The organism is Paracoccus luteus (assembly GCF_004522155.1).
GTDB classification, from domain to species: Bacteria; Pseudomonadota; Alphaproteobacteria; order Rhodobacterales; family Rhodobacteraceae; genus Paracoccus; species Paracoccus luteus.
The window spans coordinates 43,778-68,400 of the sequence record NZ_SDEA01000013.1 but is presented as its reverse complement, the minus strand read 5'-3'; the positions used below and the strand labels follow the sequence as shown (position 1 = coordinate 68,400).

Sequence of the window (24,623 nt, the reverse complement as noted above, 5' to 3'; positions counted from 1 at the left end):
ATGGGCGCGGTCTCCAGACGAAGGATGCACCCGATGACACGCGAAACCGAATACGCAGGCGACGAGCCGGTCCACACCTCCTCCCAGACCGATCACGCCCTCACCGAACTCCAGCTCTACGGCTGGCGCCCGTTCCAGGACGAACCCGATCCCAGGCCGCTGCCCGAGGGCAATACCGTCGCCGCCGCCGTCACAGATATCTTCGATGCCCTCGTCGCGACGCTCAGTGATACCCGGCTTGAGCCCGATCTCGAAGAGCTGCTCTGGGGAGCCGTCAATCTCTTCCACCGCGCCACCAGCCGGGTGGAACGCGATCTGGACATGAACGAACAGGCGCAGCGCCGGCTTCAGCGGGAACAGGACGGCAGCGAGGTGAAGTCGGTCGAACTCGAACGCCTCACGGCAGAGGGGCAGACCCTGATCGAACGGCGCGCCAGCATGGAACTCTTCCGCGACATCGCCGCCGAGGCTTTCGAGCACCACACCGGCAGCGCCTGGCGGCCCCGCACCGGCTCGATGGTCAACCATCGCAACCTGACCGCCGCGATGATCGACAGCCGCGACTTCCTTGCCGCGAAACGCCGGGCGGAGACCGAGGTGATGCTGCCCGCCGGTCCGAAGGTCGCCCTGACCGGCGGCGCCGACTTCAACGATCACCACCTGATCTGGGCGAAACTCGATCAGGTCCATGCCAAGCACCCGGACATGGTCTTGTTGCACGGCGGCTCGCCGAAGGGGGCGGAACTGATCGCCTCCCGCTGGGCCGATCACCGCAAGGTGCCGCAGGTCGCCTTCCGGCCCGACTGGACGAAGCACGGCAAGGCGGCGCCCTTCAAGCGCAACGATGCCATGCTGGACGTGTTGCCGGTCGGCATCCTCGTCTTCCCCGGCTCCGGGATCCAGGAGAACCTCGCGGACAAGGCCCGCAAGCTCGGCATCCCGGTCATGAAGTTCGACGGCGGCGCGTAAGCGCCGCCGTTTGGCGGCTGAAAGGCCGCCAAACCTTGACAGTTGGCCCGTATCCGCCTTTGATGGAGCATCCTTGAAGAACCGGCGAAGCAGCATAGTCGCAGGCGGAGCGCATCTTCCGGCAGCCTGTCGCGCAACTCAACCGTTTCGCTGGAGGTTTCCATGACGCTGATCCTGCTCGCCATCTCATTGACCCTCACCGCCTGCGTGATTGCCTGGAATCTCGCGATCTATGCCCTGCCGGTCATGACCGCCATCACCGCCGCTCAGCTTGCCTGGGGTGCCGGTGCCGGCGTCCTGCTGTCCGGCCTTAGTGCCGCAGGAGCCGCCCTGCTGTCGGTCGCGCTGGTGATCCTGGTTCTCGGCTTCGCCCGGAATCCCGTTCTGCGTTTCATCGCGCTGGCTCTCTTCGCAGTGCCCGCCGTCATCGCAGGCTATGCGCGGTCTATGGCATCACCAAGAACGCCATCGACTCGAACCTCGCCCTCAACCTGCTCGGCGGCATCGGAGGCCTTGTCATCGGCGTCTCGGCCGTCATCAATCTGAACGCCCTCGGGGAGTCCGTCTTCTCGCGCTGAAACGGCGGGATGATCCTCCGCTTTCAAGGCACGAACCCGGCGACTTGCGCCGCCGGGCTTCCGGGTTCCCTCCCAGTTCCGGGTGATCAAGTCATCGCTGCCTTGGCGTCCTCGTTCCCCTTCGCCCGGCTTGGAAATCTGTCATCGGCATGATTTCCGCAGCCGTAGCGGTCAATGCCCGCCGCGTCCGTCCACTCCGTTCCGTGAGTGCAGCCGCGAACCAGCACCTTCATTGTCGCCTTGCGCAATGACGTTGGACCGGGCCCTCCTCAGTCGAAGCGGGGCAACGCGGTGCCATTCGGTGCCCTGGACCCGATAGCTGTTTCCTTCTCGACGTGGACGACATGGCCTTCCGGCGGCGAGCGCAAGGGTGGCCGGTAAGAAGGTGGGTGAGCGGTGGGGGCACCGGATAATCCGGGTTTCGGGGGCCTGTCTGTTCGCTGTTGCCGGCAATGACGATGAACGTGCTGTGCGTCTCCGATCCCCTCTCGAAAGCACCAATCCCTCCGACTGACTGATCCCCTAAGTCCGCTCGGTTTCCACCAGCAACCCCCGCGGCTCCCAGCCGTGTTGCCGCGCGGGGCGCGGCTGCCCGCCCCACCTGGGGCCTTAGGGGCAAGCTGCCGCGAGGGCGGCAGTTGCGGGAGTCTCCCGACGGCCTTGGCCGGGTCTCGTCGGAGGGATGGTCCCTCCGAGAAGCAACGGAGACTTACCATGCAGAACATCGTCATCCTCGCCGGCAACCTCGGTGACGCTCCCGAATCCCGGACCAACGCCTCGGGCACCACGATCACCCAATTCCGCCTCGCCACCTCGCGCCCCCGCTACGTGGAAGGCCGCGTCCTTCGGGACGAGAACGGCTATCGGGTCCAGGACACCGAATGGCACCGCATCACCTGCTTCAACGGCCTCGGCAAGACGGTCCAGCAGCATTGCGACAAGGGCATGAAGGTGCTGGTTCGCGGTCGCATCCATTACACGAAGTGGACCGACGCGGCAGGCATTGACCGCTACGGCTGCGAGATCATCGCCGAAACGGTCGATTTCCTGAGCTGGCCGAAGCAGACCGAGAACGACGAGGGCAAGTTCATCGACGACGATGACATCCCGTTCTGAGCGGGACACCCGGAACCCGGCGGCGTAAGCCGCCGGGTTTTCCCTGTTCGCGAGGGATCGATCCCGCCATTTCAGTGCAAGATTTCAGGCCGGAGCCGCCACGCGCTTTTGCGCGTTGCAGTCCGACACCTTCGCCGGAGCATCGGATCGTTCCCAAAACCGGAAACCACTTTTGGGTCCGATGCTCCCCGTATGAAAGGGGGGCAAGCCGCCCCTCTCAAGCTCTCCCCATGAAGGAAGGGGCAAGCCCCCTCCTTCAAACAACCTCCCCAAGGGAAGGGATAGAGCCCCTCCCTTGAACCCTCCCATGGGAAGGAGGCGACGGTTCCCTCCCCCTCCTTCCCAAACCCATCCTCCCCTCCCTGAGCTTGCGGCTTTCGCTCTCCCCGTCGGAAACGGCGAAGCGGTCCGGCGACCGAATCAGATAGGAGGCAAGCAGGCCAAGTTTCGTCCGATAAGGCATTTCGGCGCAAAAACAGGCTGGCGCGGCGAAACAGAGCGACTAAAATAGTCGTAGTTCTGGAGTGCGTGCAGGTCCGAATGGGAGGTGATCATGTATGATCACCGCCCGACAGTCTCGGGCCGCACGTGCGTTGCTGGGTTGGACACAGGAGACGCTCGCTGACAAGGCCCGAGTATCACTAACCGCGCTCAAGCGCCTCGAATCCGAAAACCGGCTTGAGGTGTATGAATCCACGCGCGATGAGGTTCGCCGGGCGCTCGAAGCCGCCGGGATCGTTCTCCTGTCCACCGACAAGGGCGAAGGTGTGCTGCTGCTTCACGAAGGCAGCAACGCGCAACGGTAACATCGCGGCCCCCGCGACGACGCGCTCTTGTCAAAAATGATGGCTATCTCCCAAGGGAGATGGTTAACAAATGCGTTACGCGCGACGACGAGAGAGTAATGGGACAGCCAGCACAGGCGTTTCTGGACAAACCGCCATCCAGTGATTCGCTGACATCTTATGACCGCGATCACATGAAGCTTTATATGCGGCTCCTCGATGCCGAACGCGACGGCGCCGACTGGCGCGAGGCCGTGCATGTTCTTTTCGGCCTTGATCCCGAATACGATCCCGACCGCTGCCGCTCGGTCCATGATACCCACCTTGCCCGCGCGCATTGGATGACCGAACACGGCTACCGCGAACTGGTCCGTGAAAGCCAGCGGAAGACCTGATCGTGATGCGCGCGACGCATCACCCGTTGACCCTCACCTGACTTCCCCAACTCAACTCGCGCGGGAATCCTGAGTCTTCCCAATCCCCTAGAGAAGACTCGGGAGGCCGCGATGACACCTGACGCATCGACCTGGCGTTCTTCGGCGGAATACGACCGTCTGGATGCGTTGACGGCATCCGACCTGGCATGGGAGTGCCTTCGCCGCAACGAAGCCTATGACGCCGATTTTGAAGCTTCGGCCTCTGGTCGTGGAGACCCCAAACCGCTGACCGAACATATCCGGCAGCGGTGGGGGTTGCGATTTCCCGGTCGATCCCCGGACCGCGCCTCCTGACACCCCCATTTTCTGGCTGCCTCAAGACGATACGAGCGTCGTGGTGCTGACCGAGGCCCCGCTGGCCCTCGGCAGCAGCGCCAGTAGCCTACCGGCAATCCGGCGAGTCCACGTCACCGCGGACGGCGCCGACAAAGATTTCCGTTTCGCGCTCGGCAACGGGCAACATCTCCAGATCCTGGACTGCGCCGACGGTGACAGCATCGCTGTCGCGGTGGTTCCGCTCGACCTCGATGGCTTCGATCGCCTCGAAGCCATACGCCGATTCCTCGCTGCCCTGCATGGCCGTGCCATCCCGCCGGATACCCGCCTGACCCGGCAACAGCGCGCACGTCTGCGACGTATGCTGCAAGCTTTCGACGGACACCGCGCCGGCGCAACGCAGCAGGAAATCGCTCAAGCCCTCCTGAACATCGGCCACCTCGACCGCGACGAATGGCAGGCATCGTCTGCCCGCCATGCCGTCAAATCGCTCCTGCGCGATGCCCGCTCGATGGTCGCGGGCGGCTATCGGAAACTCCTGCGTCATCGCCGCCCACGCTAGCGCGATTCCGCGCGTCCGATGGTGGGCGATTTCGATACCCCCCAACTTCGCCCTGCAACTCGCCGGTTCTTCTTCGCCACCGTGGTCGTTGCCCGCCGCTGATCCGCAGCGGCCGTCCCTACACCACGGAGGCCCGTTCAATGCCGCACGAACCCGTCGTTTTGCCGCCGCGCTTTCTGCGCACCAAGGAAGCCGCCGAATTCCTCAGCCTCTCAGCCCGCACCCTCGAAAAGCACCGCACCTACGGCACCGGTCCAGCCTATCGCAAGCTCGGTGGCCGCGTCGTCTATGCCATTGATGATCTCGAAACCTGGGCCGATCGCGGCGCCGTAACGTCGACCTCCGATCCGCGCGGTTCCGTGCTGCCCGCCAAACGACAGGCGATTCCGACCGGCCCACAGGCCGGTCGCTACGCCCGCTGACCGCTCGCGGTTCCCTTCATGTCGGTGCGACGTCGATCTCTTTCCGAGCGCGGGCAGCTCGACCTGTTCAGGGCGCTCCCCGGCGACTTCGCGCCACGAGACGCGCAGGATCTCATGGCCTATCCCTTTTTCTCCCTCGCCAAGTCGAAGCGCGTTGCGCCCATCGACTTTGCCGCCGGCAATGTGACGATCCGGGTCGAAGCCGTTCCCGATCACGGCATGGCCACGATCTGGGACGCCGACATCCTGATCTGGGCGGCCAGCCAGATCGTCGAAGCCCGCGACAACGGGCTTCGGACCTCCCGGCTGATGGCCGCCACGCCCTATGAGATTCTCACCTATGTCGGGCGCGGCACGTCGCTTCGCGACTACCAGCGCCTGAAGGCCGCCCTCGACCGGCTGCAATCGACCACGATCTCGACCTCGATCCGGCAACCGGCCGAAGGACGCCGGCATCGCTTTTCCTGGATCAACGAGTGGCAGGAGCGCACCGACCGCAACGGCCGTCCGGACGGTATCGAGATGATCGTGCCGGACTGGTTCTACCAGGCCGTCCTCGACGATGCCCTCGTGCTGACCATCGACCGGACCTATTTCGACCTGACCGGCGGCCTTGACCGCTGGCTCTACCGCCTTGTGCGCAAGCACGGCGGTCGCCAGCGCGAAGGCTGGCGCTTCGACTTCCACCATCTCCACCAGAAATCCGGCAGCCTGTCGCCCTTCAAGCGCTTCGCTTTCGAGATGCGCGACATTATCCGCCGCCAGCCGCTGCCGGGCTATACGCTGTTCCTGGAGGCCGAGATCGGCGGGCGGATGCTGCTCGCTTTCGAGCCGGTTCCGCCCTGTGGAAAACCTGTGAACGGCCTCGTGCTATCGGGAACCCAGGCTATCGTGCTATCGGGAACCGGACTATCGTGCTATCAGGAACCGAAACCGGTCCTAACGCACGGAAGCCATTCACGAAATCGCGCCCTTAACTTAGAGTCTAACATAGACTCTAACCTTGAAGAGCGCGCGCGCGATGTGGAAAACCTCATCGGCGACACCGCCCGAAGCCTCCGCGTAGAGGTGAAGAAGAGGGCAATCGCCACCCCTCCGGCGTCGCGATCCGCCTCCGATCAGGAGGCGACGACAGCCTCCGACGACACCGAAGCACCCCGCCTTCCTCTCGATCTTCCGGGAGGCGGCAAATGATCATCGCGCTCCTCAACCAGAAGGGCGGCGTCGGCAAGACGACGCTGGCGCTGCACATCGCCGGTGAACTGGCTGGCCGAGGCAATCGCGTCACCCTGGTCGACGCCGATCCGCAGGGATCGTCGCTCGACTGGTCACAGCAGCGCGCCCGCGAGGGTTTGCCACGGTTGTTCGGCACCATTGGCCTCGCGCGCGATACACTGCACCGGGAGGCGCCGGAGCTGGCCCGCGACGCCGATCACATCGTCATCGACGGCCCGCCCCGCGTCGCCGGCCTCATGCGCTCCGCGCTCCTCGCCGCCGACCTGGTGCTGATCCCGGTGCAGCCATCACCCCTCGATGGCTGGGCCTCGGCCGAGATGCTGGCCCTCCTGGCGGAGGCCCGCATCTACCGGCCGCAGCTCACCGCCCGCTTCGCGCTCAATCGCTGCGGCGCCCGCACCGTCATCGCGCGCGAGACGGCCGAAACGCTCGCCGACCACGATCCACCGATGCTCGCCACCGCCATCGGCCAGCGCGTCGTCTTCGCCGACGCAGCGCAGGCCGGGCGGCTGGCCAGCGAGATCGACCGCCAATCGCCCGCCGCCCGCGAGATCGCCGCGCTCACCGCCGAGATCGAAGGGCTGGGCATCGGGAGGGCCGTGCCATGACCGTGCTCACCGGCGATTGCCGAGAAGAAATGCCCTGGCACGCGCCATATGACATGATCCTCGCCGATCCGCCCTACGGCGACACCTCGCTTGCCTGGGACCGGCGCGTCGAGGGCTGGATCGCGCTGGCGCGCGCCGCCCTCCGACCGACCGGCTCGCTCTGGGTCTTCGGCTCGCTGCGCTGCTTCATGGCGACCGCCGACCGCTTCGCCGATGCCGGCTTGCGGATCGCGCAGGAGATCGTCTGGGAAAAGCAGAACGGCACCGGGTTTCATGCCGACCGCTTCAAGCGCGTGCATGAGCTGGCCGTGCAGTTTTATCGGGCAGAGACTGCTTGGCGGGACATCTACAACGACGTCCAGACCACACCCGATGCAACGGCGCGGACGGTTCGCCGCAAGCGCCGTCCTCCCCATACCGGCCAGATCGACGCCGGGCGCTACATCAGCCAGGACGGCGGGCCGCGCCTGATGCGCTCCGTCATCTATCTGCGCAACTGCCACGGCCGGGCGATCCATCCCACCGAAAAGCCCTCGGCGCTGCTGGAGATCCTGATCCGCACAAGCTGCCCCGAGGGCGGGCTGGTCGGGGACTGGTTCGCTGGGTCCGGCGCTGCCGGAGAAGCCTGCCGGCTTTCCAGCCGGCGCTATCTCGGCTGCGAGATCGACCCCGACATGGCCGAGCGCGCGCGGGCGCGCATCGCCACGGTGCTGCCGTTCCATGACGGAGGCGCGTCATGACCGGGCGCACCGAGAAGCGCGGCTTTGCAGCGCGCCCGTCCGATCCCGACGGCTGGATCAAGGCCAGCGACGCATCCCCGGCGCGTGCCACCGCTGCAACGGCCTACACCGCCAGACTGACTATCGACGTCACGCCCGAGCTTCGCGGGCGGATCAAGATCGCTGCCATCAGACGCGGCGGCACTGTCACCGACATGCTGCGTGAGCTGCTCGCGCGCGAGTTCCCCGACACGTCAGGAGATCGCCCATGATCGGCATCGGTTCCCATGACGATGATCTCACCCGCGTCGAACTGACATGGGTGGAAAAGAAGATCGAGTTCTGGATCAGGTTCGGTCACGAGGCAGAAACCCAGATCATCGACCGCTCCCATCGCATCGTTTCATTCCGGCCAGACGCTGTTTTCGGCTTCGTCCGCTGGGCGGCCAACGACTACGGCACGGTCATCTCGCGCATCGACATACTGCGTGCCGTTGCACCCGGCAGCGCGTATCAGACGCTGCCCTTCGTGCGGCCGGGCGGCGAAATCCTGCTCCGGATCGAGGGCTGGCCCAAGGTCGAGGACGTCCTTCGCCATGTCGATGCCGTCGAATCCCTCGGCATCGACCCCGCCGAGGTCGACCCCGATCACTGGCGTCATGTCGCCCACTGGATGAATGCGGGCGAAGCGCCGCGTCCCTACACCGACGAACGCCACCGGGCATGGCTCCGCCGCCGGGAGATCGGACAATGAGCCGCGCCCGCTATGTCATGGCGACGCCCGCCGCGCTCGCGATCATGCTCGCGAGCGGCGTTCCGACCGCGCCAAGGCTGGTCTGGAACGCTTCGGCCAGCGTGCCGATCGGCTTCTACGCGATTGCACCCGCAGACAGGATCGAGGTGCCCGATCTTGTCGCCGTCCTGCCGCCCGAGCCTATCGCCGACTTCATGGTCCATCGCGGCTATATCGCGCGCGATGTGCCGCTCCTGAAGCACGTCGTCGGACTGCCGGGACAGCGGGTTTGCCGAGACGGCCGCGCGATAACGGTCGATGCCGTTCCGCTCGGCGAGGCGCGGGACCGCGACAGCCAAGGCCGCGACCTGCCGGTCTGGCAGGGCTGCCGCATCATCGCCGAGGGCGAGGTTTTCCTGATGAACCTCGACGTGAGCGACAGTCTCGACGGGCGCTATTTCGGCCCGCTGCCGGCCTCGACCGTGATCGGTCGGGCCACCCCGCTTTTCACCGACGAAGACGGCGATAGCCGCTTCGTCTGGCGCGCGCCGGTGCGGTGACGGCGCGTCCACAGCGGGGCGTGCGAGCGGCCCGCATCTCATCCACCGCATGAGGAAGGAACCTCCAATGCCACAGATCGGTCAATTCACCCGCACTCCGTCCGGCTTTTCCGGGCAGCTTCGCACCCTCTCGCTCGACCTGGAACTGACCTTCGTTCCTGCCGACAATGCCGAATCCGAGAAGGCGCCCGCCTACCGCATCCATCTCGGCGACGAGGATGGCCCGGAAGTCGGCGCAGGGTGGAAGCACACCGGGGAAAGCGCAGGGCCATACATCGCGGTGCTGCTGGATGATCCCGCCTTCCAGCAGCCGATCCGCGCCCGCCTGTTCCAGTCGGACGAGGACGGCCGCGACTGGAACCTGCGTTGGACCCGCCAGAAGAAGCGCGACGAACAGGAGTGATGATGTTCACGTCCTGCACTCGTCCCGCCTCTGGTAGATGCGGCGCCCGCCGCCGCATCATCCTCTTTCTCCTTTCCGGCCTGCTGATCCCGGCCGCCGTCACGCCGCCTGCTTTGGCGCAGTCGGCTGCGCAGGATCGTGCAGCCGCAGCGCATCCGCACGACGCCCATATCGCCGAGGCGTCGCAACGCTTCGGCATCCCGGCGGCATGGATCATTGCCGTGATGCACGCGGAAAGCGCCGGAGATCTGCGCGCCGTATCGTCAGCCGGTGCGATGGGGCTGATGCAGGTCATGCCCGACACCTGGGCCGATCTGCGCATCCGTTACGCCCTTGGCCACGATCCCTATCATGCGCGCGACAACATCCTCGCGGGCACGGCCTATCTGCGCGAGATGTGGGACCGCTACGGCAATGTGGCCGCGATGCTCGCGGCCTACAATGCCGGTCCGGCCCGCTATGACGAATACCGCGTGGCGGATCGACCGCTGCCGGCCGAGACACGCGCCTATGTCGCTGCGCTTGCGCCCGCTTTGCTCGGCGAGCTGCCGGTCGGCGGCGGTGCGGTGCCCGCCCAACCGCTCGACTGGCGCGAGGCGGAGATCTTCGTCGCTCGCGGCGGAGGAGCCACGACCGCCGATCCGGCGTCGCCCGATCGCGCGCCGGACGACGCCTCTTCGCTCCTCCCGGCGCCCCCGGAATCGCTCACGGCATCGCAGCCGGAGGGGCTCTTCGTCACGCGCCATGCCGGTGGGGACCAGCCATGACCCTCCACGGCGCATTTCGCATTGCATCGGGCTCTGGCGCGTCATGGACGGCGCTGGGGGTGGTGGCAGGCACCACGACCGGAAGATGGCAGGATAAAAGAGCGCACGGTGCGGCTCATGTGGGCGGTTGTTTTTGTTCATGTTTCCGGCGCGTTCCGCACCGTGCAGCGCTTTCGCGCACCGTGCGCCCTGCGCCCATCTTACTGATTTTCCGCCGTGTTTTACGCCGTGCGGGGCATTGCCATGTCCGATGAGAACGAGTTCCGCATCCGTCCGGGGCGCATCCGCTCGACCCGCGCGCAGCAGGCCCGGCCTTTCATCGCGCAGGCCCTGGCAGCCGCGAAGAAAGCAGGCGGCGGCGTCTCGCGATCCGGCCGCGTTTCCTCGCCCAACCGATCCCGCTTCGGGCGCGGGCAGCGCGCCACCGTCCAGGCCAATCGCCTCATCTCCAACCGGACACGCGGGGCTGTCGTCAAGGCACGGGTGGTTCGCCATGGCGCACGATCCGCGCCGATGGGCACGCATCTCGACTATCTGCGCCGCGACGGTGTGACCCGCGACGGGGAGAAGGCACGGCTGCTCGGCCCGGGAACCGAGGATGCCGATGGCCGCGCCTTCGCCGAACGCTGCGGCGACGACCGGCATCATTTCCGGTTCATCGTTTCGCCCGACGACGCGCCGGATATGTCGGACCTCAGATCATTCACCCGCGATCTGGTCAGCCAGATGGAGACGGATCTCGGCACGCGGCTCGATTGGGTCGCGGTCGATCACTGGAACACCGCCCATCCCCATGTCCATCTGATCGTGCGCGGCGTGCGCGACGACGGCCAGGACCTCGTGATCTCCCGCGATTACATCAAGGAAGGGATGCGCGACCGGGCGCGCGACCTCATCACCCAGGAGCTTGGACCGCGCACCGATCACGACATCCACCGCACGCTGGAGACCCAGATCGAGGCGGAACGCTGGACCCAACTCGACCGTCAGCTTGTCCGCGACGCCGGCAAGTTCGGCATCGTCGACCTCGCTCCGTCCGCAGACCGCCAGCCGGACGAGTTCCATAGTCTGAAGGTCGGCCGGCTCCGCACCCTTGAAATCCTCGGAGTCGCCGGTCAGGTCGGGCATTCGCAATGGTTCATCAAGCCCGAGGCCGAGACGGTGCTGCGCGAACTCGGCGAGCGCGGCGACATCATCAAGCGCATGCACCGCGCCTTGACCGAGCGCGGCATCGAGCGCGGTTCGGCCAGTTATGTCCTCGCTGGCGAGAGCCTCGACGTTCCTATCATCGGCCGGCTGGTCGAGCGCGGTCTGGACGACGAGCTTAGAGGCTCGGCCTATGCCGTGGTCGATGGTGTCGACGGGCGCACCCACCACATCAAGCTGCCGCATCTTGACGCCGCCGGCGACAGCCCGCCCGGCTCAATCGTCGAGTTGCGATCCTATGAGGACGCGCAGGGCACGCGCCGGGTCGCACTCGCCGTTCGCTCAGATCTCGATCTTGGGGCACAGGTTGGCGCGACCGGCTCGACCTGGCTCGACCGGCAGGCCATCGCCCGCGAGCCCATCGCGCTTTCCGACAGCGGTTTCGGCGCAGAAGTCCGTCAAGCGATGGATGAGCGGGCTGAACATCTCATCGGTGAAAACCTTGCCGAGCGGCAGGGCGGTCGCGTCGTCTTCGCGCGCCGGCTGCTCGCCACCCTGCGCAATCGGGAACTGCGGGCGGTCGGCGAGCAACTCGCCTCGGAAACCGGCATGCCGTTTAACCGCGCCGGAAGCGGTGAGTATGTCGCCGGCACCTATCGCCAGCGCCTCGCCCTCGCGTCAGGCCGCTTCGCCATGCTCGATGACGGCCTTGGTTTCCAGCTCGTGCCCTGGTCGCCCTCCCTCGAAAAGCAGATCGGCCGCCATGTCTCCGGCGTCGCCCGCGACGATGGCGGCGTCGATTGGGATTTCGGGCGCAAGCGCGGCCTCGGCCTCTAGCCTCAATCGGAAAGGACCATCGCAATGTCCGCGACCAAGATTCTCTGGGGACAGATCACCATCGTCTTCCTCATCATCCTCGCCACCACCTGGGGCGCGACACAGTATGTCGCCTGGAGCCTTGGTTATCAGGCCCAGCTCGGCCCGCCCTGGTTCGTCCTCTTCGGCGTGCCGGTCTATTATCCGCCCGCGCTCTTCTGGTGGTGGTATTTCTATGAAGCCTACGCGCCGCCGATCTTCGCCAAAGGCGGGATCATCGCGGCGTCGGGCGGCTTCATCGCCATCGCCGTTGCCATCGGCATGTCGGTCTGGCGGGCGCGTGAGGCCAAGAACGTCGCCACCTACGGCTCGGCGCGATGGGCCGAGAAATCCGAGATCAAGGAGGCGGGCTTGCTCGATCCCGACGGCGTCGTTCTCGGCCGCTTTGAGAAGGACTACCTGCGTCATGACGGGCCGGAGCATGTGTTGTGCTTCGCGCCGACCCGATCCGGCAAGGGCGTCGGCCTCGTCGTCCCCTCGCTATTGACCTGGCCCGGCTCAGCGATTGTTCACGATATCAAGGGTGAGAACTGGCAACTCACCTCCGGGTTTCGTGCCCGCCACGGCCGCGTTCTCCTGTTCGATCCGACCAACCCGAAGTCCTCGGCCTACAATCCGCTCCTAGAGGTGCGGCGCGGCGAATGGGAAGTGCGGGACGTCCAGAACATCGCCGACATCCTCGTCGATCCCGAAGGCAGCCTCGACAAGCGCAACCACTGGGAAAAGACCAGCCACTCGCTCCTGGTCGGGACGATCCTCCATGTCCTCTATGCGGTGCCCGACAAGACCTTGGCGGGCGTGGCGAAATTCCTTTCCGATCCCAAGCAGCCGGTCGACACCACCCTGCACGCCATGATGAAGACGCCACACCTCGGAAAGGCCGGACCGCATCCGGTCGTCGCCAGCGCCGCGCGCGAGCTTCTGAACAAATCCGAGAACGAGCGCTCCGGCGTTCTGTCCACCGCAATGTCGTTCCTCGGCCTCTACCGCGATCCGGTGGTGGCAGAGGTCACGCGCCGGTGCGATTGGCGGATCAGCGATATCGTAGGCGGTGAGCGACCGGCGACACTCTACCTCGTGGTGCCGCCCTCCGACATCAACCGCACGAAGCCGCTGATCCGATTGATGCTGAACCAGATCGGCCGACGTCTCACGGAAGACTTGCAGGCGAACGCGGGGCGGCACCGGCTGCTCCTGATGCTCGATGAGTTTCCTGCGCTGGGCAGACTCGATTTTTTTGAGACGGCGTTGGCCTTCATGGCCGGGTATGGGCTGAAATCGTTCCTGATCGCGCAGTCGCTCAACCAGATCGAAAAAGCCTACGGGCCGAACAACTCGATCCTCGACAACTGCCACGTCAGGGTCAGCTTCGCCACCAATGACGAACGCACCGCCAAGCGCGTCTCGGATGCTCTGGGCACCGCGACCGAGATGAAGGCGATGAAGAACTATGCCGGGCACCGGCTGTCGCCTTGGCTTGGCCACCTCATGGTGTCGCGCTCCGAAACCGCCCGGCAACTGCTGACGCCGGGCGAAATCATGCAGCTTCCGCCCGCGGAGGAGATCGTCATGGTCGCGGGCATTCCGCCGATCCGGGCGATGAAGGCGCGCTACTACGAGGATGCCCGGTTCCGTGAGCGCCTGCTGACACCGCCGGAACTGAATCAGCCCGACGAAACCCGACCCGACGATTGGACCGCATTGCCCATTCCGGTCCGGCCGGAGAGTTTGGAGGATACGCCCGATCCATCCGTCGACGATGAAGATCCGACAGAATCCGAACGCCGCCTGCAACCGGAACTCAGCCGCGCCAAGCCTGTCGAGAAGAAAAAACCCATCGACAACGAGTGGGAGGCCGGGCTGACCGACGATGCCGATGAGGATGCCGCCCAGAACAGGCGTATGATCCAGCGTGTCCAGGGAATAGCGCGTCAGGTCGCGATGGACCCCCATGACGGTATGGATCTCTAGCGCCATGGCCAATCCCCGGAAAAAGAGAAAGGTCACGATCTACCTGGACCCCGATATAGAGAAGTCTCTGGCCGATTTCGCAGCGCGCCGCGACCAGTCGCAGTCGATGATCGCCGAGGCCGCGATTGCATCCTTCCTGTCCCCCGACGATGCCGAGCGGCGGGAGGCCATCATCGCCCGGCGTCTCGACCAGCTCGACCGCCGGATAGGACGGACGGAGCGCGATGTCGGTATCGCCGTCGAGAGCCTGGCCGTGTTCATCCGTTTCTGGCTGACGACCACGCCCGCGCTGCCGGAGCCCGCAGCCAAGGCCGCCAAGGCCAAGGCTGGCGAGCGGTATGAAGGTTTCATCACCGCCCTCGGGCGACGGCTTGCGCAGGGACCGACGCTCCGGCAAGAGATCCCCGAGGATGTGGATGGAGCGGATCAGCAGACAGAAGTTCATACTCACCGGCCTGGAGATTTGCGCCTTTAAACGACACTCGGGCAGGCAATGGCACAACGGGAGAGTTTGCCCTTGATGCGGAAGTCGCGGCCCAAGGTGGTCAGTCGCATTGTAGGCGCTGGCTCACTGCGGCTTCGTCCATGGACCGTAGGTGATACGCCCCCAAAAGCGAAAAATACCTACTTCCGTTCCGAGATCCGTTAGACGCCGGAACAAAGAAAATTGTTTGTGGAAACACGATTGGGGTGATGCATCTAACTATTGCGACGAAACGCCATCTCGGTAGGTTTAGACGTCAGCGCGTAAGAGCTGACCAGCGCACGTCGAACCATCTGAATGGGGAGTATCGACTTGCGAGCGCGCTTGGTCGATGGGGGCAAGATGATCATTGAGCGGATTCAGATTGAAGAGGGATTCCTCAACGGCTTTGACGTTTGGCCGCGGCCCGGCCTCAACGTCGTCATCGGCGCGCGCGGCACCGGTAAGACCACACTGATCGAGTTGATTCGCTTCTGCCTCGGCGTTGACGGCTACACGCCGGAAACGACGAAGCGTAGCCGCGAGCATGCGCTCTCGGTGTTGGGATCGGGTCAGATCACGTTGACGCTGCTAGATGATGGGCGGCGGATCACGGTATCGCGGTCGGCCAACGATGCGGCCCCGCGCGCGTCGGGCCCATTCTTGGCGCCGATCGTGCTGTCACAGACGGAGATCGAGACGGTCGGCCTCCAGTCAGGTGGACGGCTGCGGCTGCTCGATAGTTTCATCGGCGACCAGCGCGCGGCCTTGTCAATGGAAACGGAGGCCATTGCCTCGATCCGTTCGCTGACGGCTGAAGCGAACACAATCCGCTCAGACATCGAGCAGCTAGATCAACAACTCGCGGAAATGCCATCCATTTTGGCGCAGATCGATCAGGTTGCGCCGCAGGAGCGGCAGTTGGCGGCTCTGTCGGCCGACACAAGCGCAAAGACCGCCCATCTGAACGAGCTCAGCAGCACCATCGCCGTGAAGGGCGTTGCGGCTGAGGCGATTCAAAGGTTTGGCAACGAGGTTGCGCGTTGGCGCTCGTCGCTCGGTAGCAGCGGCGAGATGTACTATGAGGCGTGGCCCGCCAATGCCGGTGGCGATCCGCTCGGAGAGCTGCGCAAGCGGGTCGGGAATGCCCACGAGCATGTCCGTTACGCCCTGCAGGAACTCAGCGTGGTCGAGTCGGCGACCGCCGCGCTGGCCAGCCAAGTCGCGGTAGAGAAAATGGGCTGGGAGGATCAGGCGCGTAATCTCCGCCGAGAGATCGAAGCTCTTCAAACTGGAGCGGGAGAAATTGTCCGCCGTGGACAGCTGCTCCGGGAGCGCAAGGCGCATCTGGAATCGCTGATGGCCGTCAAGCTATCGCGGATCGCGAGCATTCAAGCTGTCATCGCGCGCCGCAATCAGGCGCTGGACGCGCTGGAGGCCATGCGGTCAGCTCGGTTTGAGGCTCGGAGGGAGGCTGCAACACGCCTCAACCACGTACTCGGCCCCCGCATTCGAATTGGTGTGATGCGCGGCGGCCAGGCTGAGGCGTTCGCAAGTGCGCTGACCGAAGCGCTGCGTGGCAGTGGCCTGCGCTACAACGATTTGGTGTCCGCATTGGCGCCGCGGATCAGCCCGCGTGAACTACTGGACGCCGTCGACAATGACGATTTCGACCTGATAGCAACCCGAGGCTCGATGACCATCGACCGGGCGGCCAAGGTTGTCGTCGCGCTCAAGGATGCGGACCTTGGTAGCATAGCGACCGTGCCCGTCGACGACTATGTAACCTTTTCGCTGATGGACGGTCCAGACTACAAAGACATCGCCGAGCTTTCGACCGGCCAGCGCTGCACTGTGATCCTTCCGTTGGTGTTGCGCCACATGGAGCGCCTACTGATCGTGGATCAGCCGGAGGACCACATCGACAATGCCTTTATCACCGACACCCTGATCAAGTCGATCCTGGTGCGTCCGGCGAACGGCCAACTGCTCTTCTCCACCCACAACGCCAACATTCCAGTCCTCGGCTCAGCCGACTTTGTCATTCAACTCGGTTCCGACGGTCGTCGTGGCTTCCCCATTGCATATGGCGCACTGGCTGATGCCCCGGTTGTTCACGCGATCACCTCGGTCATGGAAGGCGGTGCGGCCGCCTTCCGGCAGCGCGCCAATTTCTATAGATCGCAAGGCTTGGCATGACCAGGGAAGAGGCGCTGGACAATCTGAAGGCATCGTCTGCGCACTTGCGCGGTCAGGCTGCCCGTGCCCTTGGAGACGTTGGGTGCGGTACCGATCTCCCCCGCATCCAAAAGGCCCAGCGGGAAGAGACCGTCACCTACGTCAACTATGCCCTGCAAGAGACGATCCGACGGCTGGCGCATGAGCAGGCGCCTGCGCCATCCACGGATGAAGCCGATGTAGTATCCGAGGATGTTCGCAAGCAGATCTACGGCAAGGCGATGGAGTGGATCACCGGATTCCTCCTCCACGAGATCTCGTCGCCCATCGGGCTGGTTCGACTCGCGGCCAAGCGCGAGCTTGGCGAGCGTTGGGATGGATCAGGCACACAGCGGCATCTGGAGTCGGTCACGCGGGTCTTTGATGCGATCGAGCTGCTGAAGAATGCTGCCAGCGTGCCGCGCCCCCAAGAGTTCGATCTGTCAGCCCTCGTGGACGAACTTCTTGATGTCTACGACCCCGGCGTCCGTGAATGGATTTCCACGATCGGCTCTCGCCCATTCATCATCAAGAGCGATCCCTCGCTTGTCCGGATGGTGGTCGTGAATGGCATCCGCAACGCCGTCGAAGCCCAGCAGGCGGCATCCGCACAACCGAACCCCCATGATGTGACGATCAGCTGGGGTGGCACCGACGTCGACTATTGGTTAGCGGTGGTGGATCACGGGGGCGGTATAAACGGTCCAATCGAAACTGCCTTCGAGATCGGAAACTCAACGAAGAAGAATCACATCGGCTTCGGCTTGGCCATCGCCCGGCAGGCGGTGGAGACGATGATCGGCTCGCTGACCCTCGAACCGGCGAAGCATGGCGGCGCCCTCTACACCGCACGGTGGCGCAAGTGACGGCGCACATCCTGGTCGTCGAGGATGACGAAGAATTTATCACGGAGCTTCAGCGGATCATCGCCGAGGCTGACGGCCCGGCGATCGCGACGTTTGTGACCAATCGCGATGACGCGGTGGCCACGCTGGAAAGCGGCTTCTTTGACTTGGCGATCCTAGACCTGAAGATCCCGACCGCTGCGGGTACGACCGATCTCGATCCTGAGCACGGCAAGTACGTGTTCCATCACGTGCGGAATGTGTCGCCGGGGACGAAAATCCTCGTGCTCACGGGGTCGCCTTCCGAAGATTTCATCGCACCGCTCCTCGCCCAGAAGCATGACTCGGATATCTGGAGCGAGGGTACCAAGATCGACACCGTCGAATTCCTGAAGAAGATGGATATCGATCAGGCGCCGGATAAAATCAGCAGGGTCGTATCCGCGATCCGTGCTTTGTCCGACATTGAACTCCAAGCTAATGGACTCAACTTGTCGACAGGCGAAGATCGGCTTGTCCGTATTTTTGCTAAGCATTTTAAAGCCCTCACCTGTTCCGTTCATCCAATTGGAGCGGGGAAATCCGGTGCCCGACCGCTTCGGCTGCAGATGTTTGATCAGACCGGTGCGCTTATCCGAGAAGTCGTTGCCAAGTTGGGCGAGCTTCCGAAAATGCAAGACGAGGATGCCCGATATGACGAGCATGTCGTGCTCCTCGATGGCGCGGCCACGCCCCGGAAGATGAAGTTGCTGGAGTTCGGCGCGGGGGCCACGGCTGGTCTCTTCTACCAGCTCGCGAGCGGACATGACGCCTCCATGTTCAAGGCCATGTCCGAGGAGGACGCGCTAGCTGCGAAGGCTGTCGCGGCTACTGCTGATGCCCTTTCCGGATGGTCGAACGGTCGAAATCAGGAACGTCGGACAATCGCATCGATTCGCGTGCAATGGGTTTCGGACGAATGGGCTGTCAAGCTTCATGCGGACTATGGGCTCACTTGGGCACCAGAGTTTGAGAGCCGCCAGGTACAGACGCGCTGGTGCTGCGTGCATGGCGACCTGCACGGCGAGAACATCCTCGTGTCGCCCGACGGCCGCGTTCTGGTCATCGACTATGGCGACGTCGGTTTCGGGTCTGCCGCTTACGACCCGATGACGCTGGAATTGAGCGCGGTGCTGCAGGAAAACCCGACGCGCGGGCCTAACTGGCCGACTGCTGATGCTTGTCGCCAATGGCACGACCTCAATACCTATCTTGTGGGCTGCCCCATGCCGGAGTTCATTCGGGCATGCCGGGCGTGGTCTGAAAAACTGATGGTCGGTCGGCGCGAACTAGCGGCGTGTGCGTACAGCTATCTGCTGCGCCAGTTGAAATACCGTGACACTGACAAAGACAGAATTCTTGCCCTGCTTGAGGGTGTCCACGGATGCTGGGAGGATTCATAGGCTTGATCCACAAGCCCTACATCATCGCGCTGGATGGTTCGCGTTAGTCACTCTGGTAGGGCAGCTCCGTTCCGCATAGGTGCCCGGCCGTTCCGTTAAATCGAATCACTTTCCTGTCGCGGTTGTTTACTTGCACTACTCGGGCCGAGGCGTAACTACCGCCGTTCTCCTGTATTTTTATCCCACAATACTACGACGACCGAAACTTGTTGAATCGACGCCTTTTGGGCCTCTTTTAGTCATCCCCATCCGGGGATCATCACTTGCCTCCCCGGTGGAACGGGGGACGAGATGGCAGGCATCAACCACAAACAGGCAACGGTGGACCGAGGCGCGCGCATGCTCCGGACGGCGCTCGGGCCTGCCATCTCAACCCTGTTGCAAGACCCCTCCGTCGTCGAGGTGATGCTCAATCCCGATGGCCGGATCTGGGTGGACCGTCTGTCCACCGGATTGGCCGATACCGGCGAGGTGCTGTCTGCCGCCGATGGCGAGCGCATCGTGCGCCTGGTTGCCCATCATGTCGGCGTCGAAGTTCATGCCCGCAGCCCGCGGGTCTCGGCTGAATTGCCGGAAACGGGTGAGCGGTTCGAGGGCCTGTTACCGCCCGTCGTCGCTGCGCCCGCCTTCGCGATCCGTAAACCCGCCATCGCAGTGTTTAGCCTCAACGACTATGTGGCGGCCGGCATCATGTCCGCCGATCAGGCCGCGACGCTGCGCGCGGCAGTTGCCGCCCGCGCCAATATCCTCGTTGCGGGCGGCACCTCGACCGGCAAGACGACCTTGACCAATGCGCTGCTGGCCGAGGTGGCGAAGACGCAGGACCGCGTCGTCATCATCGAGGACACCCGCGAGCTGCAATGCGCCGCGCCCAACCTGGTCGCCATGCGAACCAAAGACGGCGTTGCCACCCTCTCGGAACTGGTGCGGTCGTCCCTGCGCTTGCGTCCGGATCGTATCCCGATCGGTGAAGTGCGCGGCGCCGAGGCGCTCGACCTGCTCAAAGCCTGGGGCACCGGCCATCCCGGCGGCATCGGCACCATCCACGCCGGGTCCGGGATCGGTGCGCTGCGCCGGCTCGAGCAACTCATACAGGAAGCCGTCGTCACCGTCCCGCGCGCCATGATCGCGGAGACCATCGACCTCGTTGCCGTCCTTGCCGGTCGCGGCTCCGCGCGTCGGCTGGCCGAACTCGCCCGCGTCGAAGGACTGGGGCCGGACGGCGACTACCGGATTTCCCCCGCCTTTTCAGAACCCGACACCACTCACAACACTGGAGACCCCGCATGATCCGTCGCGCCTTTCGTATCCGCCGTCACGTCGCAACCGCCGCCGCCTTCGCCTGGGTGAGCTTGATGACTGCCCCCGCATGGGCCTCGGGCTCCTCCATGCCCTGGGAGGCGCCCCTTCAATCCATTCTCGAATCCGTTGAAGGGCCGGTGGCGAAAATCGTGGCCGTGATCATCATCATCGTCACCGGCCTCACCCTGGCCTTCGGCGATACCGGCGGCGGTTTCCGTCGCCTGATCCAGATCGTCTTCGGCATCTCCATCGCCTTCGCCGCCTCGAGCTTCTTCCTGTCCTTCTTCAGCTTCGGCGGCGGGGCGCTGGTCTGATGGCCGCGAGTTTCGAGGCGCTCGACACAGTGCCGGGCTTCAGCGTGCCGGTTCACCGTGCCCTGACCGAGCCGATCCTGCTCGGCGGAGCACCCCGCAGCGTCGCGATCCTAAACGGCACGCTGGCCGGGGCGGTCGGCCTTGGCCTGCAACTCTGGTTCGCCGGCATCCTGATCTGGGCCGTCGGCCATATCGCGGCGGTCTGGGCGGCGAAACGCGATCCGTTCTTCGTCGAGGTTGCGCGCCGCCATCTGCGCTTGCCCGGCCATCTCGCGGTGTGAGGACGAGAGCCATGATGAACCTTGCCGAATATCGTCGCACTGCCTCCCGCCTTGCCGACTACCTGCCGTGGGTGGCACTGGTCGGCGGCGGGATCGTCCTGAATAAGGACGGCAGCTTCCAGAGGACCGCGCGGTTTCGCGGTCCCGATCTGGATTCCGCGGTCGCGGCCGAACTGGTCGCCGTCGCCGGACGGTTGAACAACGCTTTTCGCCGGCTCGGCTCCGGATGGGCGATCTTCGTCGAGGCGCAGCGCTCGGAGGCCGCAACCTATCCAGCGAGCCGCTTCCCCGATCCGGCCGCGGCGCTGGTCGACGCCGAACGCAAGGCCGATTTCGAGGAAGAAGGCAGCCATTTCGTCTCAGGCTATTTCCTGACCTTCCTCTGGCTGCCGCCCGCCGAAGATGCGGCGCGCTCCGAATCCTGGCTCTACGAGGGTCGCGAGACCTCGGGCGTGAATCCTTGGGAACTGGCTCGCGGATTTGCCGATCGCACCGACCGGGTGCTGGCGCTGCTCGACGGCTTTATGCCGGAGTGCCGCTGGCTCGATGACGGCGAGACCCTGACCTACCTGCATTCGACGATCTCAACCAACCGTCATCGCGTCGCTGTGCCGGAGACGCCGATCTATCTGGATGCGCTGCTGGCCGATCAGCCTCTGACCGGAGGGTTGGAGCCGCGCCTCGGCAATCATCACTTGCGGGTGCTGACCATCACGGGCTTTCCGGGCGCCACCACCCCGGGCCTGCTCGATGAGATGAACCGGCTTGCCTTTCCCTATCGATGGTCCACGCGCGCGATCCTGATGGACAAGACCGACGCGACGCGGCTGCTGACGAAGATCAGGCGGCAATGGTTCGCAAAGCGGAAAAGCATCGCCGCCATCCTCAAGGAGGTGATGACCAACGAGCCATCCGTTTTGGTCGATACCGACGCTGCCAATAAGGCCGCCGACGCGGACATGGCCTTGCAGGAGCTTGGCGCCGATGTCGCGGGGCTGGCCTATGTCACCGCGACCGTCACCGTCTGGGATGCCGACCCACGCCTTGCCGACGAGAAGCTGCGCCTGGTCGAGAAAATCATCCAGTCCCGCGATTTCAGCGTCATGGTCGAGACGGTAAATGCCGTCGATGCCTGGCTCGGCAGCCTGCCCGGCCATGCCTATGCCAATGTCCGGCAACCGCCCATCAGCACGTTGAATCTCGCCCATATGATCCCGCTTTCGGCGGTGTGGGCGGGGCCGGAACGGGACGATCACTTCGGCGCACCCCCGCTGCTCTACGGCAGGACCGAAGGATCGACCCCGTTCCGGTTTTCTCTTCATGTCGGCGATGTCGGACATACGCTGGTCGTCGGGCCGACCGGCGCGGGCAAGTCGGTGCTGCTGGCGCTCATGGCGCTGCAATTCCGGCGCTATCCGCGCTCACAGGTCTTCGCCTTCGATTTCGGCGGCTCGATCCGCGCGGCCGCTCTGGCGATGGGTGGCGACTGGCATGATCTCGGCGGCGAACTGACCGAGGCAGCCGAGACGTCGGTTTCGCTGCAGCCACTGGCCCGTATCCACGAGACGGCGGAACGCGCCTGGGCCGCCGACTGGATCGTCGGCATCCTGCGGCGCGAGACCGTCGAGATCACGCCCGAGGTGAAGGAACATATCTGGACCGCGCTGACCTCGCTAGCCTCGGCGCCGGTCGGGGAGCGGACCATTACCGGTCTTGCGGTGCTGCTGCAATCCAATGATCTGAAGCAGGCGCTGCGGCCCTATTGCGTCGGTGGCCCTTATGGCCGCCTTCTGGACGCCGAAGCGGAGCAACTGGGCGCGGCCGATGTGCAGGCCTTCGAGATCGAGGGGTTGGTCGGGACCGGCGCGGCCCCAGCCGTCCTGTCCTACCTGTTCCATCGCATCGGCGACCGGCTCGACGGGCGCCCGACGCTGCTGATCATCGACGAGGGCTGGCTGGCGCTGGACGACGATGCCTTCGCCGAACAGCTTCGCGAATGGCTGAAGACGCTGAGGAAAAAGAACGCCAGCGTGATCTTCGCCACGCAATCGCTCAGCGACATCGACAATTCAGCTATCGCGCCGGCGATCATCGAGTCCTGCCCGACCCGGTTGCTGCTGCCGAACGAGCGCGCCGTGGAGCCGCAGATCACCGCGATCTATCGCCGCTTCGGCCTCAACGACCGGCAGATCGAGATCCTCGCGCGGGCGACGCCGAAGCGGGACTATTATTGCCAAAGCCGCAGGGGCAATCGCCTGTTCGAACTGGGGCTCAGCGAAGTCGGCCTCGCCCTCTGCGCCGCATCCGCCAAATCCGACCAGGCGCTGATCGGCGGGATAGTCGCTGAGCATGGCCGCGACGGATTCCTCGCCGCATGGCTGAGGGCGCGCGGCGTCGAATGGGCGGCCGAGCTGATCCCCGACCTGAGCAATCTGACGACCGACGACGAAGACCTGTCGCCCCTCATTCTCGCCGAGGACGAGTTCGAGTTCACCCTGGAAGAAGAGGAGATTACCCCATGACGCGGACGATGCCCCGGATGTCCCGGATGGCCAGCGCCTCCATGCTCGCGCTGACGCTGGCCTTTCCCATCACGCTCACCCCCATGCTGACGAGCCCGGCCCATGCCTGGCGCATCGTCTATGATCCGTCCAACTACGCGCAGAACGTGCTGACGGCGGCGCGCACGCTGGAACAGATCAACAATCAGATCACCAGCCTCCAGAACGAGGCGCAGATGCTGATCAACCAGGCCCGCAATCTCGCGAGCCTGCCCCACAGTTCGCTTCAGGCGCTTCAGCAGAACGTCCAGCGCACCCAGCAGCTTCTCGGTCAGGCGCAGAATCTCGCGTTCGAGGTCGGCCAGATCGACCAGGCGTTCCAGAGCCAATATGGCAATGTTGCGCTCTCGTCGACCGACGCCCAACTGGTCGCCGACGCACGTTCGCGTTGGGAAAACACCGTCGGCGGCCTGCAGGACGCCATGCGCGTTCAGGCCGGTGTCGTCGGCAATATCGACACCAACCGCGCGGAGATGGCCACGCTCGTCGGCGAAAGCCAGGGCGCCACCGGGGCGCTTCAAGCGACCCAGGCCGGCAACCAGCTCCTCGCCCTGCAATCGCAGCAGCTCTCCGACCTGATCGCAGTGATTTCGGCCAATGGCCGGGCCGATGCCCTGTCCGAGGCGGAGCGTGCGACCGCAGCCGAGCAAGGGCGCATCCAGCGCCAACGGTTCCTGATGCCGGGGTCCGGCTACCAGCCCGGCAACGCGCAGATGTTCAACTGAGGAAAGGAGGGAGGCCATGGAAGGGAAGGTGCTGGCCCGGATCGCGGCCATCGTGTTCGTCGCCGTAGCCATCACGGCGACCGTTATCGAGATGACCCGCGAGGACGTCTCCACCGCGCCCGCACCTTCCGCACCTTCCCTCCAGCCGCCGACCGATCCGTTACGCGAGGGGCAGCACCGTTGCCAACGATTGGGGGAAGCTGCGGCCAACGACGCCGAATGCCTGCATATCTGGGCCGAGACCCGCGACCGCTTCCTCGGCCGGACACCGGCACCGGCAACACCAGCACCGATTGGAGGGCGATGAGC

At 64.7% G+C, this 24,623-nt stretch carries 28 protein-coding genes; all 28 read left to right on the top strand.

Annotated elements, in window-relative coordinates:
- The first annotated feature begins 33 nt into the window (after positions 1 to 33).
- Positions 34 to 969, top strand: a complete 936-nt coding sequence (locus tag EPA64_RS13820) for a DUF2493 domain-containing protein (RefSeq protein ID WP_134726909.1) — start codon at positions 34 to 36, stop codon at positions 967 to 969.
- Between the two features lie 162 nt (positions 970 to 1,131).
- Positions 1,132 to 1,515, top strand: coding sequence for a hypothetical protein (locus EPA64_RS13815; RefSeq protein WP_246026768.1), 384 nt, complete (start codon positions 1,132 to 1,134; stop codon positions 1,513 to 1,515).
- Positions 1,516 to 2,261: 746 nt separating this feature from the next.
- Entirely contained in the window at positions 2,262 to 2,663 is a 402-nt protein-coding gene (locus EPA64_RS13810) for a single-stranded DNA-binding protein (RefSeq protein ID WP_134726908.1), read from the top strand.
- 557 nt (positions 2,664 to 3,220) lie between these two features.
- Complete coding sequence (locus EPA64_RS13805) at positions 3,221 to 3,469, top strand: helix-turn-helix domain-containing protein (RefSeq protein ID WP_134726907.1); 249 nt, start codon at positions 3,221 to 3,223, stop codon at positions 3,467 to 3,469.
- A 59-nt stretch (positions 3,470 to 3,528) separates the two neighbouring features.
- A complete protein-coding gene (locus EPA64_RS13800; RefSeq protein WP_425467040.1) occupies positions 3,529 to 3,843 on the top strand; it encodes a DNA -binding domain-containing protein in 315 nt (104 codons plus the stop codon).
- A gap of 111 nt (positions 3,844 to 3,954) precedes the next feature.
- Positions 3,955 to 4,179 (top strand): transcriptional regulator domain-containing protein, encoded by a 225-nt coding sequence (locus EPA64_RS13795; RefSeq protein ID WP_134726905.1) that lies wholly within the window; start codon positions 3,955 to 3,957, stop codon positions 4,177 to 4,179.
- Between the two features lie 40 nt (positions 4,180 to 4,219).
- Positions 4,220 to 4,723, top strand: coding sequence for a DUF2285 domain-containing protein (locus EPA64_RS13790; RefSeq protein WP_342773374.1), 504 nt, complete (start codon positions 4,220 to 4,222; stop codon positions 4,721 to 4,723).
- Between the two features lie 140 nt (positions 4,724 to 4,863).
- Entirely contained in the window at positions 4,864 to 5,145 is a 282-nt protein-coding gene (locus EPA64_RS13785; RefSeq protein WP_134726904.1) for a helix-turn-helix transcriptional regulator, read from the top strand.
- A gap of 114 nt (positions 5,146 to 5,259) precedes the next feature.
- The gene (locus tag EPA64_RS13780) at positions 5,260 to 6,339 is read left to right on the top strand and encodes a replication initiator protein A (RefSeq protein ID WP_425467039.1); all 1,080 of its coding nucleotides are present in this window, start codon (positions 5,260 to 5,262) and stop codon (positions 6,337 to 6,339) included.
- A complete protein-coding gene (parA, locus tag EPA64_RS13775; RefSeq protein WP_134726902.1) occupies positions 6,336 to 6,989 on the top strand; it encodes a ParA family partition ATPase in 654 nt (217 codons plus the stop codon). Before EPA64_RS13780 ends, parA begins: the two co-directional genes overlap by 4 nt.
- A 53-nt stretch (positions 6,990 to 7,042) precedes the next feature.
- Entirely contained in the window at positions 7,043 to 7,729 is a 687-nt protein-coding gene (locus EPA64_RS13770; protein WP_246026767.1) for a DNA-methyltransferase, read from the top strand.
- Positions 7,726 to 7,980 (top strand): hypothetical protein, encoded by a 255-nt coding sequence (locus tag EPA64_RS13765; RefSeq protein ID WP_134726900.1) that lies wholly within the window; start codon positions 7,726 to 7,728, stop codon positions 7,978 to 7,980. The genes EPA64_RS13770 and EPA64_RS13765 overlap by 4 nt, the downstream gene beginning before the upstream one ends.
- Positions 7,977 to 8,462, top strand: coding sequence for a DUF2840 domain-containing protein (locus EPA64_RS13760; RefSeq protein ID WP_134726899.1), 486 nt, complete (start codon positions 7,977 to 7,979; stop codon positions 8,460 to 8,462). The genes EPA64_RS13765 and EPA64_RS13760 overlap by 4 nt, the downstream gene beginning before the upstream one ends.
- Positions 8,459 to 9,001: a S26 family signal peptidase gene (locus tag EPA64_RS13755; RefSeq protein ID WP_134726898.1), complete on the top strand. Its 543-nt coding sequence runs from the start codon at positions 8,459 to 8,461 to the stop codon at positions 8,999 to 9,001. The genes EPA64_RS13760 and EPA64_RS13755 overlap by 4 nt, the downstream gene beginning before the upstream one ends.
- A 67-nt stretch (positions 9,002 to 9,068) precedes the next feature.
- Positions 9,069 to 9,404 (top strand): DUF736 domain-containing protein, encoded by a 336-nt coding sequence (locus tag EPA64_RS13750; RefSeq protein WP_116223334.1) that lies wholly within the window; start codon positions 9,069 to 9,071, stop codon positions 9,402 to 9,404.
- A gap of 2 nt (positions 9,405 to 9,406) precedes the next feature.
- The gene (locus EPA64_RS13745; RefSeq protein ID WP_134726928.1) at positions 9,407 to 10,171 is read left to right on the top strand and encodes a lytic transglycosylase domain-containing protein; all 765 of its coding nucleotides are present in this window, start codon (positions 9,407 to 9,409) and stop codon (positions 10,169 to 10,171) included.
- 243 nt (positions 10,172 to 10,414) lie between these two features.
- Entirely contained in the window at positions 10,415 to 12,154 is a 1,740-nt protein-coding gene (locus tag EPA64_RS13740) for a relaxase/mobilization nuclease domain-containing protein (protein WP_134726897.1), read from the top strand.
- A 24-nt stretch (positions 12,155 to 12,178) separates the two neighbouring features.
- Positions 12,179 to 14,164 carry a conjugal transfer protein TraG gene (locus EPA64_RS13735; protein WP_134726896.1) on the top strand — a complete coding sequence of 662 codons (1,986 nt, stop codon included), beginning with the start codon at positions 12,179 to 12,181 and terminating at the stop codon, positions 14,162 to 14,164.
- Complete coding sequence (locus EPA64_RS13730; protein ID WP_425467038.1) at positions 14,145 to 14,639, top strand: CopG family transcriptional regulator; 495 nt, start codon at positions 14,145 to 14,147, stop codon at positions 14,637 to 14,639. Before EPA64_RS13735 ends, EPA64_RS13730 begins: the two co-directional genes overlap by 20 nt.
- 351 nt (positions 14,640 to 14,990) lie before the next feature.
- On the top strand, positions 14,991 to 16,826 hold the full coding sequence (locus EPA64_RS13725; RefSeq protein WP_167626676.1) for an AAA family ATPase: 1,836 nt from the start codon (positions 14,991 to 14,993) through the stop codon (positions 16,824 to 16,826).
- Positions 16,823 to 17,710 carry a sensor histidine kinase gene (locus tag EPA64_RS13720; protein ID WP_134726894.1) on the top strand — a complete coding sequence of 296 codons (888 nt, stop codon included), beginning with the start codon at positions 16,823 to 16,825 and terminating at the stop codon, positions 17,708 to 17,710. Before EPA64_RS13725 ends, EPA64_RS13720 begins: the two co-directional genes overlap by 4 nt.
- The gene (locus EPA64_RS13715) at positions 17,707 to 19,131 is read left to right on the top strand and encodes a phosphotransferase (RefSeq protein ID WP_246026766.1); all 1,425 of its coding nucleotides are present in this window, start codon (positions 17,707 to 17,709) and stop codon (positions 19,129 to 19,131) included. The genes EPA64_RS13720 and EPA64_RS13715 overlap by 4 nt, the downstream gene beginning before the upstream one ends.
- A gap of 339 nt (positions 19,132 to 19,470) precedes the next feature.
- Positions 19,471 to 20,421 (top strand): P-type conjugative transfer ATPase TrbB, encoded by a 951-nt coding sequence (gene trbB, locus EPA64_RS13710; RefSeq protein WP_425467044.1) that lies wholly within the window; start codon positions 19,471 to 19,473, stop codon positions 20,419 to 20,421.
- Positions 20,418 to 20,747: a TrbC/VirB2 family type IV secretion system protein gene (locus tag EPA64_RS13705; RefSeq protein WP_116223339.1), complete on the top strand. Its 330-nt coding sequence runs from the start codon at positions 20,418 to 20,420 to the stop codon at positions 20,745 to 20,747. Before trbB ends, EPA64_RS13705 begins: the two co-directional genes overlap by 4 nt.
- Positions 20,747 to 21,028 carry a VirB3 family type IV secretion system protein gene (locus tag EPA64_RS13700; protein ID WP_116221359.1) on the top strand — a complete coding sequence of 94 codons (282 nt, stop codon included), beginning with the start codon at positions 20,747 to 20,749 and terminating at the stop codon, positions 21,026 to 21,028. Before EPA64_RS13705 ends, EPA64_RS13700 begins: the two co-directional genes overlap by 1 nt.
- Positions 21,029 to 21,039: 11 nt before the next feature.
- Positions 21,040 to 23,550 carry a conjugal transfer protein TrbE gene (gene trbE, locus EPA64_RS13695; RefSeq protein ID WP_134726891.1) on the top strand — a complete coding sequence of 837 codons (2,511 nt, stop codon included), beginning with the start codon at positions 21,040 to 21,042 and terminating at the stop codon, positions 23,548 to 23,550.
- Positions 23,547 to 24,314, top strand: coding sequence for a P-type conjugative transfer protein TrbJ (trbJ, locus tag EPA64_RS13690; protein ID WP_220443761.1), 768 nt, complete (start codon positions 23,547 to 23,549; stop codon positions 24,312 to 24,314). Before trbE ends, trbJ begins: the two co-directional genes overlap by 4 nt.
- Positions 24,315 to 24,330: 16 nt before the next feature.
- Entirely contained in the window at positions 24,331 to 24,621 is a 291-nt protein-coding gene (gene trbK-alt / locus EPA64_RS13685; protein ID WP_134726890.1) for a putative entry exclusion protein TrbK-alt, read from the top strand.
- Positions 24,622 to 24,623 lie beyond the last annotated feature (2 nt).

What these genes read in the sequence shown, in the direction of transcription:
- EPA64_RS13820 (WP_134726909.1), top strand. Translation starts at nt 34, where the DNA reads ATGACACGCGAAACCGAATACGCAGGCGACGAGCCGGTCCACACCTCC.
- EPA64_RS13815 (WP_246026768.1), top strand. Translation starts at nt 1,132, where the DNA reads ATGACGCTGATCCTGCTCGCCATCTCATTGACCCTCACCGCCTGCGTG.
- EPA64_RS13810 (WP_134726908.1), top strand. Translation starts at nt 2,262, where the DNA reads ATGCAGAACATCGTCATCCTCGCCGGCAACCTCGGTGACGCTCCCGAA.
- EPA64_RS13805 (WP_134726907.1), top strand. Translation starts at nt 3,221, where the DNA reads ATGATCACCGCCCGACAGTCTCGGGCCGCACGTGCGTTGCTGGGTTGG.
- EPA64_RS13800 (WP_425467040.1), top strand. Translation starts at nt 3,529, where the DNA reads ATGGTTAACAAATGCGTTACGCGCGACGACGAGAGAGTAATGGGACAG.
- EPA64_RS13795 (WP_134726905.1), top strand. Translation starts at nt 3,955, where the DNA reads ATGACACCTGACGCATCGACCTGGCGTTCTTCGGCGGAATACGACCGT.
- EPA64_RS13785 (WP_134726904.1), top strand. Translation starts at nt 4,864, where the DNA reads ATGCCGCACGAACCCGTCGTTTTGCCGCCGCGCTTTCTGCGCACCAAG.
- EPA64_RS13780 (WP_425467039.1), top strand. Translation starts at nt 5,260, where the DNA reads ATGGCCTATCCCTTTTTCTCCCTCGCCAAGTCGAAGCGCGTTGCGCCC.
- parA (WP_134726902.1), top strand. Translation starts at nt 6,336, where the DNA reads ATGATCATCGCGCTCCTCAACCAGAAGGGCGGCGTCGGCAAGACGACG.
- EPA64_RS13770 (WP_246026767.1), top strand. Translation starts at nt 7,043, where the DNA reads ATGATCCTCGCCGATCCGCCCTACGGCGACACCTCGCTTGCCTGGGAC.
- EPA64_RS13765 (WP_134726900.1), top strand. Translation starts at nt 7,726, where the DNA reads ATGACCGGGCGCACCGAGAAGCGCGGCTTTGCAGCGCGCCCGTCCGAT.
- EPA64_RS13760 (WP_134726899.1), top strand. Translation starts at nt 7,977, where the DNA reads ATGATCGGCATCGGTTCCCATGACGATGATCTCACCCGCGTCGAACTG.
- EPA64_RS13755 (WP_134726898.1), top strand. Translation starts at nt 8,459, where the DNA reads ATGAGCCGCGCCCGCTATGTCATGGCGACGCCCGCCGCGCTCGCGATC.
- EPA64_RS13750 (WP_116223334.1), top strand. Translation starts at nt 9,069, where the DNA reads ATGCCACAGATCGGTCAATTCACCCGCACTCCGTCCGGCTTTTCCGGG.
- EPA64_RS13745 (WP_134726928.1), top strand. Translation starts at nt 9,407, where the DNA reads ATGTTCACGTCCTGCACTCGTCCCGCCTCTGGTAGATGCGGCGCCCGC.
- EPA64_RS13740 (WP_134726897.1), top strand. Translation starts at nt 10,415, where the DNA reads ATGTCCGATGAGAACGAGTTCCGCATCCGTCCGGGGCGCATCCGCTCG.
- EPA64_RS13735 (WP_134726896.1), top strand. Translation starts at nt 12,179, where the DNA reads ATGTCCGCGACCAAGATTCTCTGGGGACAGATCACCATCGTCTTCCTC.
- EPA64_RS13730 (WP_425467038.1), top strand. Translation starts at nt 14,145, where the DNA reads ATGACGGTATGGATCTCTAGCGCCATGGCCAATCCCCGGAAAAAGAGA.
- EPA64_RS13725 (WP_167626676.1), top strand. Translation starts at nt 14,991, where the DNA reads ATGATCATTGAGCGGATTCAGATTGAAGAGGGATTCCTCAACGGCTTT.
- EPA64_RS13720 (WP_134726894.1), top strand. Translation starts at nt 16,823, where the DNA reads ATGACCAGGGAAGAGGCGCTGGACAATCTGAAGGCATCGTCTGCGCAC.
- trbB (WP_425467044.1), top strand. Translation starts at nt 19,471, where the DNA reads ATGCTCCGGACGGCGCTCGGGCCTGCCATCTCAACCCTGTTGCAAGAC.
- EPA64_RS13705 (WP_116223339.1), top strand. Translation starts at nt 20,418, where the DNA reads ATGATCCGTCGCGCCTTTCGTATCCGCCGTCACGTCGCAACCGCCGCC.
- EPA64_RS13700 (WP_116221359.1), top strand. Translation starts at nt 20,747, where the DNA reads ATGGCCGCGAGTTTCGAGGCGCTCGACACAGTGCCGGGCTTCAGCGTG.
- trbE (WP_134726891.1), top strand. Translation starts at nt 21,040, where the DNA reads ATGATGAACCTTGCCGAATATCGTCGCACTGCCTCCCGCCTTGCCGAC.
- trbJ (WP_220443761.1), top strand. Translation starts at nt 23,547, where the DNA reads ATGACGCGGACGATGCCCCGGATGTCCCGGATGGCCAGCGCCTCCATG.
- trbK-alt (WP_134726890.1), top strand. Translation starts at nt 24,331, where the DNA reads ATGGAAGGGAAGGTGCTGGCCCGGATCGCGGCCATCGTGTTCGTCGCC.